This is a genomic window from Methylobacterium sp. Leaf466, assembly GCF_001425565.1.
Lineage (GTDB): Bacteria > Pseudomonadota > Alphaproteobacteria > Rhizobiales > Beijerinckiaceae > Methylobacterium.
Window position 1 is genome coordinate 67425 of sequence record NZ_LMRC01000001.1, and the last position, 18731, is coordinate 86155.

The 18731-nt window shown below is 69.4% G+C and carries 15 protein-coding genes; 10 read left to right on the top strand and 5 right to left on the bottom strand.

The features are described from left to right. Nucleotides 1-47 precede the first annotated feature (47 nt). Nucleotides 48-464: a hypothetical protein gene (locus tag ASG59_RS00260; RefSeq protein WP_056406321.1), complete on the bottom strand. Its 417-nt coding sequence runs from the start codon at nt 462-464 to the stop codon at nt 48-50. Nucleotides 465-583: 119 nt separating this feature from the next. Next, entirely contained in the window at nt 584-1354 is a 771-nt protein-coding gene (locus ASG59_RS00265; RefSeq protein WP_244475579.1) for a hypothetical protein, read from the bottom strand. 488 nt (nt 1355-1842) lie between these two features. Between ASG59_RS00265 and ASG59_RS00270 the strand changes: the two genes are divergently transcribed. From ASG59_RS00270 to ASG59_RS00280, 3 genes are all read left to right on the top strand, one after another. Further along, nucleotides 1843-2877, top strand: a complete 1035-nt coding sequence (locus ASG59_RS00270; protein WP_055884641.1) for an aspartate-semialdehyde dehydrogenase — start codon at nt 1843-1845, stop codon at nt 2875-2877. Between the two features lie 446 nt (nt 2878-3323). After that, a complete protein-coding gene (locus ASG59_RS00275) occupies nt 3324-3818 on the top strand; it encodes a hypothetical protein (RefSeq protein WP_056406325.1) in 495 nt (164 codons plus the stop codon). A gap of 314 nt (nt 3819-4132) precedes the next feature. Then, a complete protein-coding gene (locus ASG59_RS00280; RefSeq protein ID WP_056406327.1) occupies nt 4133-4828 on the top strand; it encodes a hypothetical protein in 696 nt (231 codons plus the stop codon). Between the two features lie 100 nt (nt 4829-4928). Here the strand turns inward: ASG59_RS00280 and ASG59_RS00285 are convergent, their stop codons facing one another. Then, nucleotides 4929-5597, bottom strand: coding sequence for a CatB-related O-acetyltransferase (locus tag ASG59_RS00285; protein ID WP_056406328.1), 669 nt, complete (start codon nt 5595-5597; stop codon nt 4929-4931). 251 nt (nt 5598-5848) lie between these two features. On the opposite strand from ASG59_RS00285, the gene rimP reads away from it, so the two are divergent. From rimP to ASG59_RS00320, 7 genes are all read left to right on the top strand, one after another. Next, on the top strand, nt 5849-6643 hold the full coding sequence (gene rimP / locus ASG59_RS00290; protein WP_056285053.1) for a ribosome maturation factor RimP: 795 nt from the start codon (nt 5849-5851) through the stop codon (nt 6641-6643). 71 nt (nt 6644-6714) lie between these two features. Continuing rightward, entirely contained in the window at nt 6715-8313 is a 1599-nt protein-coding gene (gene nusA / locus ASG59_RS00295) for a transcription termination factor NusA (protein ID WP_055883639.1), read from the top strand. Between the two features lie 158 nt (nt 8314-8471). Then, nucleotides 8472-9269 carry an RNA-binding protein gene (locus ASG59_RS00300; RefSeq protein ID WP_056406330.1) on the top strand — a complete coding sequence of 266 codons (798 nt, stop codon included), beginning with the start codon at nt 8472-8474 and terminating at the stop codon, nt 9267-9269. Beyond that, nucleotides 9270-12182 (top strand): translation initiation factor IF-2, encoded by a 2913-nt coding sequence (infB, locus tag ASG59_RS00305; protein ID WP_055883644.1) that lies wholly within the window; start codon nt 9270-9272, stop codon nt 12180-12182. Between the two features lie 70 nt (nt 12183-12252). Continuing rightward, nucleotides 12253-12675: a 30S ribosome-binding factor RbfA gene (gene rbfA / locus ASG59_RS00310; RefSeq protein ID WP_055883647.1), complete on the top strand. Its 423-nt coding sequence runs from the start codon at nt 12253-12255 to the stop codon at nt 12673-12675. 107 nt (nt 12676-12782) lie between these two features. Continuing rightward, entirely contained in the window at nt 12783-13805 is a 1023-nt protein-coding gene (truB, locus tag ASG59_RS00315; RefSeq protein ID WP_055883650.1) for a tRNA pseudouridine(55) synthase TruB, read from the top strand. 184 nt (nt 13806-13989) lie between these two features. Beyond that, a complete protein-coding gene (locus ASG59_RS00320; protein ID WP_056406332.1) occupies nt 13990-14982 on the top strand; it encodes a catalase family peroxidase in 993 nt (330 codons plus the stop codon). A 1-nt stretch (nt 14983) separates the two neighbouring features. On the opposite strand, the gene ASG59_RS00325 is transcribed toward ASG59_RS00320, so the two are convergent. Continuing rightward, nucleotides 14984-16156 carry a M20 aminoacylase family protein gene (locus ASG59_RS00325; protein ID WP_056406334.1) on the bottom strand — a complete coding sequence of 391 codons (1173 nt, stop codon included), beginning with the start codon at nt 16154-16156 and terminating at the stop codon, nt 14984-14986. A 77-nt stretch (nt 16157-16233) separates the two neighbouring features. Further along, nucleotides 16234-18717: a heavy metal translocating P-type ATPase gene (locus tag ASG59_RS00330; RefSeq protein WP_244475580.1), complete on the bottom strand. Its 2484-nt coding sequence runs from the start codon at nt 18715-18717 to the stop codon at nt 16234-16236. Nucleotides 18718-18731: the final 14 nt, after the last annotated feature.

The window sequence follows — 18731 nt, forward strand, 5'->3', positions numbered from 1 at the left end:
GCTTGGGCCGACGCCTTCACGTCACGTCGTGGAACGTTGCGTCGGGATCAGTACGGGCTGCCGTAGCGCGCCGCGTAGGAGGTCGGGTCGATCACGTCGATAGCCGAGAAGTCGACGCCGCGGATCGCGCTGGAACGGGCGCCCACGAACGGACCGTTGGTGATCGGATCGGAGATGTTGCCGGCGCCGAAGCGGTCGTTGCGGCCGTAGGGCGGCGTGTTCAGGTAGCTGGCGGTGATGAACTGCGGGTTGGTGGCCGGGTTGCTCACCGAGCCGTTGCCGGGCTCCACCACGTTGCTGCCATCGAGCCAGCTGCGCGGACGGATGCGGATCGGCAGGGCCGGACCGACGCGCTCGACGGTGTAGCCGCGCGACTGGGCCTGGGCCGGGGCGACGGTACCGAGACCGGCGATCGACCCGGCGACGGTGAGAGCGCCCATCAGGGCGAGAGCGGCAACGCGCATGGAAGCACCTCGTGTCTGGAAGTCGGTGAGCGGAGGGGCCTTGGGCCTCGCCGCCCGATCATGGGAGAAAGACGTATCAGGACGATCGTTGTTCCGAGCTTAAGGCCCAGGTTTGCAACTTAAGGCCTCGCTTGCGCATTTCGCCGCACTCTTGCCTCATTGCGCTTGGCGGGCCGGCCGATCGATCCGGTGTGGGCGGTGGCGGCGGGCGGCGCGCCGCAATCCGTCCCTTCCCGGGGTTTGGCCCGCGCCACGATCCCCGCCACGTCGCCTCGTGCGATCGAAGCTTGGCCGTTCCGAACCAGCTTGTCGAGGGCGCAGGCGATCGCGCTCGGCTCGGGCGCCTGACCGAGGGGCGCGCACAGCCACCCCTCGATCCGGATCGCGGCCGGCGGCCGGGTGGTGAATCCGGTGCAGGTCCGGCTGCCGTCGCCGTCAGGCAGCGCGGTCAGCTTCGCCTCGAGGGTCTCCAGGGGGCCGGATCGGCTGTCGATGCGCCCGCGCTCGCCGGTGCGGGAGACGAAGAGCGACGGGCCGTCCGCCGCGCGCCGGACCATCGTCACGAATAGCGCCGGCGCCTCGTCGGCAGGACCGTCCACGACCACGAGGCGCAGGTACGGCGTCTCGTGGTCTGCAAAGGAGCCCTGGCTGAGGCCGTCCTCGCGCCGTCCCGTCGCCGGGTCGCGCCGGGCCGGATCGAGCCGGGAGGGGGCCGTGGGGTCGGCCTCGTCAAGGCTGAATCGCGAGGGTGCGTCTGGGATGGCGGCACGCGCGGGGACGGCGGCCGAGGGTGTGTACGCCTGCGCGACCCCTGCCTGGGGCTGGGCATCGGTCGACCGGGATACCTCCCGCTCGACGGCCAAGGCACTGAGGACGGCGACCAGCGCCACGGCGACGCCCGCCCGTCTCACGGAGCGCCACGGAAATCCGCGGCGAGGCGCCGAAAGGCCGCGTTCGGGGACGAGCGGGGATGCGGCGCGTGGGGTCATCTGTCTCGCGGGCTGGCTCTCGCCGACGACGGGCGTGTCGTCCTCGGCCTCGCGGTATGGCGCCCCCGCGGATGCCATCGCGTTTCACCGGGCATTCGAGACACCATCTTTCCCGCATCGCGGTGAACGCTTCCTTCGCAGGCACCCGACGTCCCTTGACAGCCACCGGAGCACGGCGTCTTGGTTGGGCCGATGTCCGCCCCGCGTCCCGTGCGGAGACGTTCGCACGTCTGATAGCCGGCGGCGTGGACCCGAGCCGGGTCGCGTGACAGCGAGCCGGGTCCGTGGCGCGGTGGGCGACCGAATGCGGGGACGCGTCGACACGTCCGGGAGCCGCGGCATCGCCGCGGTCCGGTCGCCGGGCATCCTCAGGAAACGGAGTGAACGAGATGGGTTACAAGGTCGCCGTCGTCGGTGCGACGGGCAATGTCGGACGCGAGATGCTGGACATCCTCGCCGAGCGCGCCTTCCCGGCGGACGAGGTCGTGGCCATCGCCTCGCGCCGCTCCATGGGCCAGGAGGTCTCCTTCGGCGACAAGATCCTGAAGGTGAAGGCGCTCGACGACTACGATTTTTCCGACACCGACATCTGCCTGATGTCGGCGGGCGGCGAGATCTCGAAGGAATGGTCGCCCCGCATCGGCCAGGCCGGCTGCGTCGTGATCGATAACTCCTCGGCGTTCCGCTACCACCCGGACGTGCCGCTGATCGTGCCCGAGGTGAACCCGGACGCGATCTCGGGTTTCACGAAGATGAACATCATCGCCAACCCGAACTGCTCGACGGCCCAGCTCGTGGTGGCCCTCAAGCCCCTGCACGACGTCGCCAAGATCCTGCGCGTGGTGGTCTCGACCTATCAGTCGGTCTCCGGCGCCGGCAAGGACGCCATGGACGAGCTGTTCCAGCAGACCCGGTCGGTGTTCACCGCCGGCCAGATGACCATGGAGAAGTTCCCCAAGCGGATCGCCTTCAACGTCATCCCGCAGATCGACGTGTTCCTCGACGACGGTTCCACCAAGGAAGAGTGGAAGATGGTCGCCGAGACCAAGAAGATGCTCGATCCCAAGATCAAGCTCACGGCCACCTGCGTGCGGGTGCCGGTGTTCATCGGCCACTCCGAGGCGGTGAACGTCGAGTTCGAGCACCCGATCTCGCCCGAGGAGGCCACCGCCATCCTGCGCTCGGCGCCGGGCATCCTCGTGGTCGATAAGCGCGAGCCCGGCGGCTACATGACCCCCCACGAGGCGGCGGGCGAAGACGCCACCTACGTCTCGCGCATCCGTGCCGATTCGACGGTCGACAACGGCCTGTCGTTCTGGTGCGTCTCGGACAACCTGCGCAAGGGCGCGGCGCTAAACACCGTGCAGATCGCCGAGATGCTGATCAACCGCAAGCTCCTGGGTGCGTCCAAGCAAGCTGCCTGACGTCGGCGACCCCCTTGTGACCCCCTGGGGCCACGGGGATCGATCCGGTCTCCGGTGACGCCGTCCCGTTCGCGGGGCGGCGTTTTTCGTTGGGCGGGACAGTCGGTGGACGGCGCATTACCATTGATTTATTTCCTATTATAAACTCGCAAAAACAGAACAAAACATGAACATTGGAGATCGCCGTGTCAGAGATCCAACGTCGGGGTTTGTCTGGACCAGCCACCGAGGCGCGTGACCTGCGCCTGCTCCTCGCGGTGTTGAGGACCGAGACCAAGCTGGTCCGCCTCCGCCGCTCCCTGAGCCGCAAGGACAGCCCCGATCAGCCCCGCGCTTCGGCGGGCCAGAGCGACAGCGGCCGCTGGACGTCGGACGGCGGCTCCGGAGGGGGTCGACAGGCGGGTCCTGACGCTCCGATTTCGGGCGAGACGACCGAGCACCGGACGATGCTGGACGGCGGCGAGGTTCTCACCCTCCGCATCCGGTCCGGGCGTGACGAATGGGACGAACACCACACGGTCGTCACCCCCGACGGAGACAGCCGAATCTTCGAGAACTCCGGCGAGACCCAGACCATTCGGGATGGGCAGACCGGCGAAATTCTGTCGCGCTCGACCTTCGCGACCGATGGCACCGCGCCGGAAGCGACGGTGCGGCCGGCCTTCCTGCCGGCCCTGCCGTTCGTCGCGCCCGCCCTTGCCGCGACGCTCGAAGCCGGGGCGATGTTGCTGACGGTTCTCGCGGCGCGATCCGCCGGCCTCGGCAAGGAACGGGGCTCGATTGCCCTGCGGTACGATTTCGAACCGGACGAGGGCGAGAAGTATTCGAAGGTGTGGGTCGGACCGGTCGATCTATCCACCCTCCACCAATTCTGCCCGCATAGCGAGGAGGTCCAGGCCGTGACCGACGAGGCGACGCGACGCCTGACGGCAGCGAACTGAAATCTCGACAAGACGAGACTTGGAAGTCTCATTCATTTAGATGTTCAAAAGACATTCAAGGCTCGAAACTATCCCGAGATCAGGACTGAATATTCACTGGACAATACAACCGGAAACGAAATACCTTACGGCGCGAGAAACTCGACGCGGCTCGACATCTCCGAGCTGACGCCGGACCAGATGGTCTGCGTATACGATCCCAAGACCGGCCAAGAAGGCCTCAGCTACGATCGAGCCCTCGTCCTGGCCAGAACCGCAAAGCGGCATTTCCCGACATCGAGAGGCATCATCATGATTCAGGTGCGCCCACAACCATGACGACCGCTCGCCAGATCAAGGAGCTCTCGGCGCCGCTTCTTGCACGCAACCCCGATCTCGTGGCCGCCGGAAAGAACAGCCTCTGGCTCACACCGATCGATCACGTCGGGCGGTTGATCCTGATCGATCGGACATCCGATCCCGACAGCTGTGCCATTAGCTGGCATATCGTCGCGTACTTCATGCCCGAGACGACATCCTGGTCCAGTCTGGGGCGTTGCGGCGATCGCGTTGGTCGGTCCAAGCAATTCCCGGGCGGATGGGGCTGGATCTGGTCCGATTCAACGATCTACGGGGATTTTGTCGATCGCATCGAGGGGGAGGTTCTGCCGCTGTTCCGCTCCCTGGACACGACGCGCGGGTGTCTGGAGTTCCAGCGCGACGACCCGCAACGAAGCGGTTACTTGAATCACTACTGGCACCTGGGCGCTTGCCTCGCGCTCGGTGAGATCGAAAGAGCGCGAGAACTCCTGTCTGAGTTGAAAGCTCATCGTGTCGGGGGGCAACCTGCGGAGAACCCGGCGGAACAACGCGTGTACGACCGCCTTCGCGCCCTGGATCAGCCGCTGCGCTCCGGGGACCGCGCCGCGCTCTGTTACCTCCTGGCGCAATGGGAGGCGGAAAACCTCGTCGGGAGCCCGTTGGAGCCGCACTGGCAGCGAAATGCGTTTCCGCTCGAAGGCGTTGGCTAGATCGAGGAGCACAATCGGCGGTTTGTGCCCAAGGGCCTGCAGCGGTGGGTTTACCGAAGCCCAAGACGACGATCGGGCGTTTGTCGTCGCACGCGGCTGCCTACCTAACGCTCAGATCTCCGGCCGCCTCCATCTCCACCGCCGCCACTTCCCCACCGCTGATCGCCGGCAGGCACCGCGTGATCCGCGCGACGTCCCAATCCCACCACGCCACCGCCTGCAGGCGCTCGGCGATCTCCGGCGGAAAGCGCATGCGGACGAGCGTCGCCGGATTACCGGCGACGATGGCGTAGGGCGGTACGTCGCGGGTGACCACGGATTTGGCCGCCACCACGGCGCCGTCGCCGATGGTGACGCCCGGCAGGATGGTGCTCTCGAAGCCGAGCCACACGTCGTTGCCTATCACCGTGTCGCCGCGATGGGGGAAGGCCGCCTCGTGCGAGAAACGTCCGGCCCAGGCGCCGCCGAAAATCACGAAGGGATAGGTCGAAGGCGCGTCGAGCCGATGGTTGCCGCCGTTCATCAGGAAGCGCGTGCCCGCCGCGATGGCGCAGAAGCGGCCGATCCGGAGGTGGTCGCCGAGGAAGGCGAAATGGTAGAGAATGGCGTCGAGGAAGGCCTGCGGCCCGGCCGGATCGTCGTAGTAGGTATAGGCCCCGACCGTGACGTTGGCCGGCAGGTCGAGATTGCGGATGAACGTCACACGCCGGTGCCCGGGGATCGGATGGAGGCAGTCGGGATCGGGTCCGAATCGCGGGTCTGCCGTCATCGTCCACTTCCTCCTCGGGCTCGCTCCGGCCCGGTGCATCGGGCGCCGACGCGGCGAGATGATGATCGCGGACGGCGGCCGCGGGAAAACCGCTTGAAACCAGGCGCCGGGGCGCGTACAAAACGGGATCAGTTCTGGTTGCAGTCGTAAGGCTGCGGTTCGGGAGTGGGCCCCGCCGGGTCCGCTCTTTTTTATTGCCGCAACGCCTTCCGGGCCGGAACGTCCCGTAGGGCCGGACCTCAAAGCGCAGCATGGCGGATATTCCAGACACGGACCCCACCGAGAAGCGGCTCATCACCGAGACGGGCGTCGCCGCGCGGGTGGTGCAGGTCATCGAGGCCTCGATCGAGGGCCTTGGCTTCCGTGTCGTGCGGGTGCGGGTGTCGAGCGCCAACGGCTGCACCGTCCAGATCATGGCCGAGCGGCCGGACGGCACCATGTCGGTGGGCGATTGCGAGATCGTGAGTCGCGCGATCTCTCCGCTGCTCGACCTCGACGACCCCATCGGCAAGCCGTACTACCTCGAGATCTCGTCTCCGGGGATCGACCGGCCGCTGGTGCGGGCCTGCGATTTCGCACGCTGGGCGGGCTACGAGGCCAAGGTCGAACTGGCCGTACCGCTGGACGGCCGCAAGCGTTTCCGCGGGATCATCGGCGTGCCCAACCCCGACGGGCGGACGGTGCCGATCGATCTGCCCGACGTGAAGGAGGGGCTGCCGAGCCGGATCGACCTGCCGCTTCGGGACCTCGGCGACGCCTATCTCGTGCTCACGGACGATCTCGTGCGCGAATCCCTGCGCCGCGGCGGTCCGCCCGTCCTCGACGATGACGAGGACGACGACGTGGACGCCGACGAGATCGAGGCGGCGCCCGAACCGGCGCCCCCCAAGAAGACGGTCTCGCGCCCGCTCAAGCCCAAGGCCTCGGCCAAGCCGAAGCCGGACAAGGTCGAAACGCAAGCGAGCCTCGCCGCCAAGGCCAGGAACAAGGCCAAGCCCGTCCGCACCAAGGCTGTGCGGGTGAAGGACGACGGCAAGCTCCACTGATTTTTTCCGCCGCCCCGCATCGTTGCGGGACGGCGAATACGTCTCACCGACGAAGAGAAGGACGAAAACCGATGGCCGTCGTCAGCGCCAACAGGCTCGAACTCCTGCAGATCGCCGAAGCAGTCGCGCGCGAGAAGGTGATCGACCGTTCCATCGTCATCGACGCCATGGAGGAGGCCATCGCCAAGGCCGCCCGCTCGCGCTACGGCGCCGAGACCGACGTGCACGCCGAGATCGACCCGAAGACCGGGGCGTTGCGCCTGTCGCGCCACCTCGTGGTGGTGGATCAGGTCGAGAACGACGCCCGCGAGGTCACCCTCGACCAGGCCCGGCGGTTCAACCCCGGTGCGCTGGTGGGCGACGTCATCTCCGATACCCTGCCGCCGTTCGATTTCGGGCGCGTCGCCGCGCAATCGGCCAAGCAGGTCATCGTGCAGAAGGTTCGCGACGCCGAGCGCGACCGCCAGTTCGACGAGTACAAGGACCGCATCGGCGAGATCGTGAACGGCCTCGTCAAGCGGGTCGAATACGGCAACGTCATCGTCGACCTCGGGCGCGGCGAAGGCATCGTGCGCCGCGACGAGATGATCCCCCGCGAGACCTTCCGGCCGGGCGACCGCATCCGCTCCTACCTGTTCGACGTGCGCCGCGAGGTGCGCGGGCCGCAGATCTTCCTCAGCCGCTCGCACCCGCAGTTCATGGCCAAGCTGTTCGGCCAGGAAGTGCCGGAGATCTACGACGGCATCGTCGAGGTGAAGGCGGTCGCCCGCGATCCGGGTTCGCGCGCCAAGATCGCGGTGATTTCTCGCGATGGGTCGATCGATCCCGTCGGCGCCTGCGTCGGCATGCGGGGCTCCCGCGTCCAGGCGGTGGTCGGTGAGTTGCAGGGCGAGAAGATCGACATCATCCCGTGGTCCGAGGACCAGGCGACCTTCATCGTCAACGCGCTGCAGCCGGCGGAAGTCGTCAAGGTGGTGCTCGACGAGGAGGCCGACCGCATCGAGGTGGTGGTGCCCGACGACCAGCTCTCGCTGGCCATCGGTCGTCGCGGCCAGAACGTGCGGCTGGCCAGCCAGCTTACCGGCTGGGACATCGACATCCTGACGGAAGCCGAGGAATCCGAGCGCCGGCAGAAGGAGTTCGCCGAGCGGACCGCCGTGTTCATGGAGGCGCTGGACGTCGACGAGACGGTCGGCCAGCTGCTGGCCGCCGAAGGGTTCCGCACCGTCGAGGAGATCGCCTACGTGGAGCCGGGCGAACTCGGCAACATCCAGGGGCTGGACGAGGAGAGCGGCACCGAGATCCAGGCTCGCGCCCAGGATCACCTCGCCCGGGTCGAATCGGAGTTCGACGCCAAGCGTCTCGAGCTCGGCGTCGCCGACGACCTTCGCGAGATCGACGGCATCACCACGCCGATGCTGGTGGCGCTGGGCGAGAACGACGTGAAGTCGGTCGAGGACCTCGCCGGCTGCGCCACCGACGATCTCGTCGGCTACACGGAAGGCCGCGGGCCGGAGGCCGTAAAGCACGCCGGCTACCTCGACGGCTTCGAAGTCTCCCGCGCCGAGGCCGAGGGCATGATCATGGCTGCCCGCCTCCATGCCGGCTGGATCGAGGCGCTGCCCGAGCCCGAGGCGACGGAGGACGACGCCGAAGCGCAGCCGGTGTAGCGGCCGCTCCCCTCTCCTTGCGGAGACGGGGGCCGGGGTGTTCGCGTCCGCGCCATGCGGGCCCGGCCACCCCCACATACGGTTCCTCCCCGCGAAGGGAGAAAACTCCTTTCGCACGCTCGCGTCATCCACATCCCATTCAACGGCGGCATCACCGCATGACGGCCGAACCCACCGACGACACCGAGGCCGACCTGCTCGATCCGGGTCTCGGCCGCGGCCGGGCCGACGCCGAGCGCACCTGCATCGTCACGCGGGTGGCGCAGAATCCGCGCCGGCTGGTCCGGTTCGTCCTGGCGCCCGACGGGTCCGTGGTGGCCGACCTGCGGGCGAAGCTTCCCGGGCGCGGGGCCTGGCTCACCGTGAGCCGGGAGGCGGTGGAGACCGCCGTCAAGCGCAAGCTGTTCCTGCGCGCCTTCAAGACGAAGGACGCGACGGTCGCGGCGGATCTCGCCGATCAGGTCGCGGCCGGCCTGCGGGCGGACCTGCGCCAGTCTCTGTCGCTCGCCAACAAGGCGGGGTGCGTCGTGGCGGGCTTTGCCAAGGTCGAGTCGGCGATCGGCGACAAGGCCGGCATCGCCGGGGTGATCCAGGCCTCCGACGGGAGTGCGGACGGCCGCCGTAAGATCGCGGCGGCATTGCACCGGCGCTTCGGCGATGCCATATCCAGCGTCCCGGTGATCGATGATCTGTCCAGTGAAGAATTGGACATGGCCTTGGGCCGGGATCATGTGATACATGCGGCACTCGTCGCAGGAGTCGGGAGTACCGGCTGCCTTGCGCGTTGGCGTAGGCTTCGCTTTTTCGAGGGCGCTGCCACGACGGCCGACGAGGCCGGTACGACCCGCGTTGGGCGAACCGCCTCCGATCTGCAAGACGACGACCAGACGGATTTGCCCGGCGCACAGCAGTTTGCCGGTTCACGGGACGATGGAAACCCTCAGGGTTTGGACTGAATGAGCGATACGAACAATCCGGGCGACAAGACGCAGACGAGACCTCCCGCGAAGCCGCTGTCGTTGAAGCGTCCGATCGAGCAGGGCACGGTTCGCCAGAGCTTCTCCCACGGCCGCACCAAGCAGGTCGTGGTCGAGACGGTGAAGCGCCGCGTCATCGGGGCGTCTCCGGCGCCCGCCACGCCGCCGCGGGAAACGGTCCCGGCGGCCCCGTCGCGTACGGTTCCGCCGGCCGCCCCGGCGCCGACGCGCCCGGCGCAGCGTGCCGCCTCCGGCGTGGTGCTGCGGACCCTGAGCGAGCAGGAGCGGGATGCCCGCGCCGCCGCCCTGGCCGACGCCCAGCGTCGCGAGCAGGAGTCCCGCCGCATCGCCGAGCAGGAGGCCGCCCAGCGCCGCGAGCAGGAAGCCGCCGAACAGCGCGAGCGTGACGCCGCCGCTGCGCGCAAGCGTGAAGAGGAAGAGCGCCGCCGCCTCGAAGAGGAAGAGAAGCGTCGCGCCGCCGAGGAGGCGCGCAAGCTCGCCAGCGAGGAGGCCGCCCGCAGTGCCGAGGTGACCGCCACGACGCCGGCCGCCGCGCCGACCAAGGCGACGACGCCGATGCCGCAGGCGCCGACCAGCGTGCGTGTCGCGCCGGCACCTCCGGCCCGCCCGGCCGCAGCGGCTCCGGCTCCCGCCGCACCGGCGGCGCCTGCCCGTCCCGCCGCACCCGCGGCACGGCCGCCCTTGACCGCCAGGCCGACCCCGGCCGAGCCGCGCAAGACCATCACGGCCGATACGCGCAAGCCCCGCGACCTGAACTTCATGGCACGCCCCGCCCCGGCGCCCGAGCCGGAGGCGACCCCGACGGCCGCCACCGCCACGCGTCCGGCCGGCGCCGCTGCCACCACGGCCCGCGTTCCGGGCCGCCCGCAGGCCGCCGAGGAGGAGAGCGAGCAGAAGCGCGTGATCCGTCGTCCGGGCATGCCGCTCAAGATCATCACGCCGCCCAAGACCCCCAAGCAGCCGGGCGGCGACCGCAATCGCGGCCGTCTCACCATCGCGACGGCGACCTCGGGAGAGGACGAGCGCACGCGCTCCGTCGCCTCCTTCCGGCGGCGCCAGCAGCGCATGAGTGGAAACCGCCACGTCGAGCAGAAGGAAAAGCTGTCTCGCGAGGTGACCATTCCCGAGACGATCACCATCCAGGAACTCGCCAACCGCATGTCGGAGCGAGCCGTGGACGTGATCCGTCTGCTCATGAAGCAGGGCCAGATCCACAAGATCACCGACGTGATCGATTCGGATTCGGCGCAGATCATCGCGGAAGAGCTCGGCCACACCGTCCGTCGCGTTGCCGAGTCCGACGTCGAGGAAGGCCTGTTCAACGACGAGCCGGACCTGGAGGAGGATCTCGATCCCCGTCCCCCGGTCGTCACGATCATGGGCCACGTCGACCACGGCAAGACCTCGCTGCTCGACGCGATCCGCAAGACCACCGTCGTCTCGGGCGAGGCCGGCGGCATCACGCAGCACATCGGCGCCTATCAGGTCGCTTCGCCCTCGGGCGAGATGATCACCTTCATCGACACCCCCGGCCACGCCGCCTTCACCTCGATGCGCGCCCGTGGCGCCAAGGTGACCGACGTCGTGGTGCTGGTGGTGGCGGCCGACGACGGCGTCATGCCCCAGACCGTGGAGGCGATCAGCCACGCCAAGGCGGCCGGCGTGCCGCTCATCGTGGCGATCAACAAGATCGACAAGCCCGAGGCGAATCCGCAGCGGGTCCGCACCGAGCTGTTGCAGCACGACATCCAGGTCGAATCGATGGGCGGCGAGACGCTCGAATTCGAGGTCTCGGCCAAGACCGGCGACGGCCTGCCCGACCTCCTCGAAGGTCTGCAGCTCCAGGCCGAGATCCTGAACCTGCGCGCCAACGAGACCCGCGACGGCGAGGGCACGGTGATCGAGGCCAAGCTCGATCGCGGCCGCGGCCCCGTGGCCACCGTGCTCGTCCAGCGCGGCACCCTGTTTACCGGCGACATCGTCGTGGCCGGTGCCGAATGGGGCCGCGTGCGCGCCCTCATCGACGACAAGGGCGAGAACGTTTCCTATGCCGGCCCGTCGGTGCCGGTGGAGGTGCTCGGCTTCAACGGTACGCCCGATGCCGGAGACCGCGTCGCGGTGGTGCCGAGCGAGGCCCGTGCCCGCGAGGTCACCGAGTACCGTGCCCGCCAGAAGCGCGAGCGTCTGGCCGCGCGGACCGGCGGCGCCAATCGCTCGCTGGTCGACATGATGCGCGACCTCAAGGAGGGTGCCGGCCGCAAGGAACTGGCGCTCGTGGTCAAGGGCGACGTGCAGGGCTCGGTGGAGGCCATCAACGGCGCCCTCGAGAAGCTCGGCAACGACGAGGTCTCGGCCCGCATCCTGCTCGCGGGTGTCGGCGGCATCACCGAGTCCGACATTACGCTGGCGGAGGCCTCCAAGGCCGTCGTCATCGGCTTCAACGTGCGGGCCCACAAGGAAGCCCGCGAGTCGGCCGAGCGCAACGGCGTCGAGATCCGCTACTACAACATCATCTACGACCTCGTGGACGACATCAAAGCGACGATGTCGGGCATGCTCCCGCCGACGCTCCGCGAGGAGCGCCTGGGCGAAGCGCAGATCCTGCAGATCTTCGACGTGTCGAAGGTCGGCAAGATCGCCGGTTGCCGCGTCACCGACGGTGTCGTGCAGCGCGGTGCCCATGTCCGCCTGATCCGCGACGAGGTAGTGATCCACGAGGGCAAACTCTCGCAGCTCAAGCGCCTGAAGGACGACGCCAAGGAGGTCATCTCCGGCTACGAGTGCGGTATGTCCTTCGAGAACTTCCAGGACATGCGCGCCGGCGACGTTATCGAGTGCTACCGGGTCGAAGAGGTCCGCCGCACGCTCTGACGGCTTGGGGCATCAACGTTGCGGCGGCTGCAGCCCTGCTGCGGCCGCCGTTTCCTTTTGAAGATTGACCATGGCCCAGAAACCCACTCCGACAGGCCCCTCGCAGCGCCAGCAGCGCGTCGCCGAACTGGTCCGCCACGCCCTGGCCGAGGTGCTCCAGCGCGGCGACGTCCAGGACCCGACCCTGAGTTCCCACGTCATCACCGTGCCCGAGGTCCGGATGTCGCCCGACCTCAAGATCGCCACGGCCTACATCATGCCGCTCGGCGGCAAGGACGAGGCGCCGGTCATCGCCGCGCTCGAGCGCAACAAGAAGGTATTGCGCCAGGAAGTGGCGCGGCGCGTGAACCTGAAGTTCGCTCCCGACCTGCGCTTCCTACGCGACGAGACCTTCGACGAATACGGCCGCATCGACGCCCTGCTGCGTTCGGAGAAGGTGAGGCGCGATCTCGAATCGGGTGCGAGCCCGGACCCCGACTCGGAGCCGGCCTGACCGCCGGCCCGACCGCGACAATCACAGACCGGGACCGGTCGCAGGCACCCGCGGGCCATCGATGCCCGCCGCGCAGGCCGCGTTCCGTTCCCCGCTTCGAGGATAGCATGATCGACGACCCCCTGATCGAGCCGCCCGCCCTCCCCTCCGATACGCCGATGCGCGAGCCGCAGCGTGGCGGGCGGCGGCAGGGTCGCGGGGCGCCCGATCCGAACCGGCCGAAGAAGCGCGACGTCAACGGATGGGTCATCCTCGACAAGGGCGTGGGCATGACCTCGACCCACGCGGTGGCGGTGGTCAAACGCGCGTTCAACGCCAAGAAGGCGGGCCACGCCGGCACCCTTGATCCGCTGGCCTCCGGCATCCTGCCGATCGCGCTCGGCGAGGCGACCAAGACCGTTCCCTTCGTGATGGACGGGCGCAAGGCCTACGTCTTCACCGTCACCTGGGGCATCGAGACCGATACCGACGATGCGGAGGGGCGCCCCGTCGCCACCAGCGACACGCGGCCGACCCGCGAGGCGGTGGAGGCGGCGCTGCCGACCTTCACGGGCGCCATCGAGCAGGTGCCGCCGCGCTACTCCGCGATCAAGATCGCGGGCGAGCGCGCCTACGACCTTGCCCGTGACGGCGAGATCGTGGAACTCGTCGCCCGGTCCGTGCAGATCGATCGCCTCGCGGTCGTCGACCACGCGCCGGATCGCACGGTCATCGAGGCCGAATGCGGCAAGGGCACCTATGTCCGGGCGCTCGCTCGCGACCTCGGGCGCGTGCTCGGTTGCTGTGGCCACGTCTCGGCCCTGCGCCGTACCCGCGTCGGTCCCTTCACGGAAGCCGAATCCTGCGTCGTCGCGACCCTGGAGGCCGGTGGACCCGACGGCAACGGCGCCCATCTCCACGGTGTCGAGACGGCCCTCGACGCGGTACCCTCGGTTCCCGTCTCGCGCGACATGGCCCTGCGCCTGATGCGGGGCCAGCCCGTCATCCTGCGCGGACGAGACGCGCCGATGGAGGGCAAAGCCTTCGCCACCTGCGGCGGGATCCTTGTCGCAGTGGGCGACGTCGAGCGCGGCGAGTTGGTGCCGCACCGGGTGTTCAACCTCGGCGGGACCTCGAACCGCTCCGCGTGACCGGGCAGTGACCCGGTTTCATCCTTGGAATCGGTTCAAACACGGGCAAGTGAGTTGCGCGCCATCGATCTCCTGCCAAGGTAACGTCCGGTAGCGGGGCGGCGAATTACGATTCGTCGCCGGCGCCGATGCGGCCCGGTGATGCGGCCCGCACGGCACGCCGATCCATCGGGAGATCCACATCATGTCATTCGCACTCATCGGACGCGGCAGCGCGCTCGCCGTCACCTGCCTTCTGGCGACCTCCGCGCTCGGCCAGGACGCCGAGCCGCAGGCCATCGTCGACGCGCAATTCGCGACGGCCGGAAACCAGAAGGGCGTGCGCGCCAGCGGCGCCAAGGGCGTCTGCGTCAAGGGCACGTTCACCCCGTCGACCGAGGCGCCGAGCCTGACAAAGGCCCCTCATTTCGCCAAGACGGTCCCGGTGACCGCCCGGTTCTCGATGGGCGGCAGCAACGCCAAGATTTCGGACAAGGCCAAGCCCGTGACCCGGGGCTTCGCCATGCGCCTGTCCGACACCACCGGCGACCTCGTGTTCGTGATCATCTCGGCGCCGGTATTCTCGGCCAAGACGCCCAAGCAACTGCTCGACTTCGCCACCGTCCGCATCCCGGGGCCCGACGGCAAGCCGGACGCCGACAAGATCAAGGCGTTCGCCGCCGCCAACCCCGAGACGACCAAGCAGAGCGCCTGGCTGAACGCCCGTCCGGTCCCGGCGAGCTATGCCGGCGTCGATTACTGGGGCGTCCATGCCTACACGTTGACCAATGCCAAGGGCGACAACACGGTCGTCAAGCTCAAGACGGTGGCCACCGCCGGGCAGCTCGGCCTCTCGGACGAGGACCTCAAGGCGAAGCCCGACAGCTTCTATGCCGACGAGCTGAAGGAGCGCCTCGCCAAGGGTCCGGCGAGCTTCGACCTCGTGGCCATCCTTAGCGAAGCCGGCGACCCCACCGGCGATCCCACCGCGATGTGGCCCGAGGAGAATCGCAAGAGCGTCAAGCTCGGCACCCTGGCGATCACCGCTCTGGAGCCGAACGCCACCTGTGACGCCAACACCTTCGACCCCGTGGTCGATCTGCCCGCCGGAATCGCCGGCCCGACCGACGACCCGATGTTCGCGGTCCGCTCGCCGGCCTACGCGGTCTCGCTGTCGCGCCGCGCCGCGGGCCAGTAGCTCATCCGCGGACCGGCAAGCCGGTTTCCACCAGCCGCGCCCAGAGCGAAGCGCCGTAGGGCGCGGCTGCATCGCAGAAATCGTAGTCGGGGTGGTGCAGGCCGGCCGAATCGCCGTTGCCGAGGAAGATGTAGGCGCCGGGGCGATTCTCCAGCATGTAGGAGAAATCCTCCGCCGCCATCATCGGCGCCACGTCGCGGTCGACCCGGTCCTCGCCGACGATGCCCGCTGCCACGTCCGCCATGAAGGCGGTCTCGACCGGGTGGTTCTCGGTCACCGGATAGCCGCCGCTGTAGTCGACCCTGGCGGTGGCGCCGAAGCCAGCGGCCACATGGGTGACGAGGACGCCGATCCGCTCCTGCATCACCGCCCGCACCGGCTTTGCCAGCGCACGCATGGTGCCGCGCATGGTGACGCGGTGCGGCAACACGTTGAAGGCCTCGCCGGCCTCCATCGCACAGACCGACACCACAGCCCCCTCCAACGGATCGACCGAGCGCGAGACGATTGATTGCAGGGCGACGATGATGTGGCTCGCCACCAGCACGGAATCGATGGCGAGGTGAGGCAGGGCCGCATGCCCGCCGCGGCCGTCGATGGTGATGGTGAAGCGGTCGGTGGAGGCCATGATCGGGCCCGGCCGGATCGCGAAGGACCCCAGCGCCAGGCCCGGGATGTTGTGCATGCCGTAGACGGTGTCGATGCCGAAGCGCTCCATCAGCCCGTCGCGCACCATCGCCTCGCCGCCGCCGCCGCCCTCCTCCGCCGGCTGGAAGATGAGCACGGCGGTGCCGTCGAAATCGCGGGTTTCGGCGAGATAACGGGCGGCCCCGAGCAGCATCGCGGTATGGCCGTCGTGGCCGCAGGCGTGCATCCGCCCCTCCACCGTCGAGCGGTAGGGCAGGTCGCGGACCTCGCGGATCGGGAGGGCGTCCATGTCGGCGCGCAGGCCGATCGCCCGGTTCGAGCCGCGCGCCCTGCCGCGGATGACGCCGACAACGCCGGTGCGGCCGATGCCGGTGGCGACCTCGTCGCAGCCGAAGGCCCTGAGCTTGTCGGCCACGAAGCCCGCCGTGCGGTGGACCTCGTAGAGAAGCTCGGGGTGGGCATGCAGGTCCTGCCGCCAAGCGGTGATCTCGTCCGCGAAAGCGGCGATCCGGTCGAGGACAGGCATGGGACTGATCTTTCGGGGAGGCGGACACCCATGAAGGCGCAGGCCGGTGCAGCAAGCAAGGGGCCAATCCGCGTGATTCACCCCCCTCCAACGCCGGCGCGACGCAGGCGCAGGGCATTGGCCAGCACGAAGACGCTCGACAGGGCCATGGCGGCCGCGGCCAGGACCGGAGAGAGGAGCGGGCCGCCGAAGGGAAACAGCGCTCCGGCCGCCACCGGGATCAGCGCGACGTTGTAGGCGAAGGCCCAGAACAGGTTCTGGCCGATGTTGCGCATGACGGCACGCGACAGGGCCAGGGCGGTGACGACGCCCGAGACGTCGCCGGACATCAGCACCACGTCGGCGCTCTCCACGGCGATGTCGGTGCCGGTGCCGATGGCGATCCCGACATCGGCCTCGGCCAGGGCCGGGGCGTCGTTGATGCCGTCGCCGACGAAGGCGATGGGTCCGTGGGCGCCACGCAGGCGGCGCAACGCATCGACCTTGCCCTCCGGCAGGACCTGCGCCTCGACGTGCGCGATGCCGAGGGCGGTGGCGATGCGCTTAGCCGTGGCGCCATCGTCGCCGGTGATCATCGCGACGACGAGGCCCTGCCCCTTGAGCGCGGCCACCGCGGCCGCCGCTTCCGGCCGGACCGGATCGGACACCGCGAACACGGCGGCGAGGCGGCCGTCCACGGCCACGTGCAGCGGGCTACGTCCGCCGGCCTCCAGGCGCTCGGCCTCCTCCGCCATCGCCGCGATGGGCATGGCGAGCCGATCCATGTAGCGACGCGATCCCACCGCCACCGTTCGGCCGCCGATCCGGCCGGCAACGCCGTGGCCGGGCACCGCCTCGAACCCCTCGACCTCGCCGAGGGCCAGGCCCTTGGCCTCGGCGGCCTTCGCCAGCGCCCGCCCGATCGGGTGCTCGGAATGGGCCTCGAGGCCTGCCGCCAAGGCCAGGACGGCATCGGGCGAGACGCCGGGGGCCGCCGCGAGGTCGGTCAGGGTCGGCTGGCCGAGGGTGAGCGTCCCGGTCTTGTCGAAGGCCACGACCGTCACGTCGCGCAGGGCCTGCAGGGCGGTGCCGTTCCGGAACAGCACGCCCGATTCGGCGGCCCGTCCCGTCCCGACCATGATCGAGGTCGGGGTGGCCAGGCCCATGGCGCAGGGGCAGGCGATGATGAGGACGGCGATGGCGTTGACGAGGGCGAACCCCAGCGCGGGGCTCGGGCCGAAGGCGAGCCAGGCGAGGAAGGTTGCGGCGGATGCCAGCATCACCGCCGGCACGAACCGGGCCGTCACCCGGTCGACCATGGCCTGGATCGGCAGCTTGGCGCCCTGCGCCGCCTCCACCATCGCCACGATCCGCGCGAGCAGCGTGTCGCTCCCCACGGTATCGACCCTGACGTCGAGGCTGCCGCGCCCGTTGAGCGTGCCGCCGACCACCGCCGCGCCGACCTCGCGCAGGCGCGGTGCGGGCTCGCCGGTGACCATGCTCTCGTCGACGAAGCTCGATCCGGCCACCACGGTGCCGTCGACGGCGATACGCTCGCCGGGGCGCATGCGCACGACGTCGCCGACGCGCAGTTCCGCCACCGCGACGTCCGTTTCCGTCCCGCCCGCCAGGCGCCGCGCGGTCTTGGGCGAAAGGTCGACGAGGCGGGCGATGGCCGAACTCGTCCGCCCGCGCGCCCGGGCCTCGAGACTGCGCCCGACCAGGATCAGCGTGACGATGAGAACGGCGGCCTCGAAGTAGAGGTGCGCCGTTCCGGGCGGCAGGATCGAAGGGGCCAGGGTCGCGACCGCCGAGTAGAGGTAGGCCGCCCCCGCCCCGAGGGCGACGAGGGCGTTCATGTCGGGATGCCCGCGCAGGAGCGCCGGGATGCCGAGGGCGAAGAATCGCCGGCCCGGCCCGGCCAGGACCAGGGTCGCGAAGGCGCCCTCGATCAGCCCGAGCCCGCGCAGGCCTAGCCCATGATGCAGGGCTTGTCCCAGCCCCGGCACCAGGTGCCCGCCCATGTCGAGGGCGACCACCGGCAGCGACAGGGCGAGGGCCACGGCGACGTCGCGGCGCAGGCTCGACGCCTCGGCTTCCTGGCGCACCGCCTGCAGCGTCCGCGCATCCGAGGTGACGGGTCCGGGTTCGTAGCCCGCGGCCTCGATCGCGCCTTCGAGATCCCGGCGCGTCACCACGCCTTCGGGGAGGTGGACGGTGGCGCGGCCCGTGGCGAGATTGACCGAGGCCGATGTGACGCCCGGGACGGCGGCGAGCGCCCGCTCGACGCGGCCGACGCAGGAGGCGCAGGTCATGCCCCCGACCGCCACCGTGGTCTCGCCCGGCGGGACGCGATAGCCCGCCCGATCGATCGCCTCGATCACCCCGGCGACGGCACCATCGGTAGCGATGCGCAGGCTGGCGCGCGACGTGGCGAGGTTGACCGACACCGCCGAGACGCCGGGAACGGCCATGATCGCCCGCTCGACCCGACCGACGCAGGACGCGCAGGTCATGCCCTCGACGGCGACGACGATGGCACGATCGGGCGAAGACGGATTGGCGGAGGGAGGGTTGGTCATGCCGTTCATATGGT

What these genes read in the sequence shown, in the direction of transcription:
- ASG59_RS00260 (WP_056406321.1), bottom strand. Translation starts at nt 464, where the DNA reads ATGCGCGTTGCCGCTCTCGCCCTGATGGGCGCTCTCACCGTCGCCGGG.
- ASG59_RS00270 (WP_055884641.1), top strand. Translation starts at nt 1,843, where the DNA reads ATGGGTTACAAGGTCGCCGTCGTCGGTGCGACGGGCAATGTCGGACGC.
- ASG59_RS00275 (WP_056406325.1), top strand. Translation starts at nt 3,324, where the DNA reads ATGCTGGACGGCGGCGAGGTTCTCACCCTCCGCATCCGGTCCGGGCGT.
- ASG59_RS00280 (WP_056406327.1), top strand. Translation starts at nt 4,133, where the DNA reads ATGACGACCGCTCGCCAGATCAAGGAGCTCTCGGCGCCGCTTCTTGCA.
- ASG59_RS00285 (WP_056406328.1), bottom strand. Translation starts at nt 5,597, where the DNA reads ATGACGGCAGACCCGCGATTCGGACCCGATCCCGACTGCCTCCATCCG.
- rimP (WP_056285053.1), top strand. Translation starts at nt 5,849, where the DNA reads ATGGCGGATATTCCAGACACGGACCCCACCGAGAAGCGGCTCATCACC.
- nusA (WP_055883639.1), top strand. Translation starts at nt 6,715, where the DNA reads ATGGCCGTCGTCAGCGCCAACAGGCTCGAACTCCTGCAGATCGCCGAA.
- ASG59_RS00300 (WP_056406330.1), top strand. Translation starts at nt 8,472, where the DNA reads ATGACGGCCGAACCCACCGACGACACCGAGGCCGACCTGCTCGATCCG.
- infB (WP_055883644.1), top strand. Translation starts at nt 9,270, where the DNA reads ATGAGCGATACGAACAATCCGGGCGACAAGACGCAGACGAGACCTCCC.
- rbfA (WP_055883647.1), top strand. Translation starts at nt 12,253, where the DNA reads ATGGCCCAGAAACCCACTCCGACAGGCCCCTCGCAGCGCCAGCAGCGC.
- truB (WP_055883650.1), top strand. Translation starts at nt 12,783, where the DNA reads ATGATCGACGACCCCCTGATCGAGCCGCCCGCCCTCCCCTCCGATACG.
- ASG59_RS00320 (WP_056406332.1), top strand. Translation starts at nt 13,990, where the DNA reads ATGTCATTCGCACTCATCGGACGCGGCAGCGCGCTCGCCGTCACCTGC.
- ASG59_RS00325 (WP_056406334.1), bottom strand. Translation starts at nt 16,156, where the DNA reads ATGCCTGTCCTCGACCGGATCGCCGCTTTCGCGGACGAGATCACCGCT.
- ASG59_RS00330 (WP_244475580.1), bottom strand. Translation starts at nt 18,717, where the DNA reads ATGACCAACCCTCCCTCCGCCAATCCGTCTTCGCCCGATCGTGCCATC.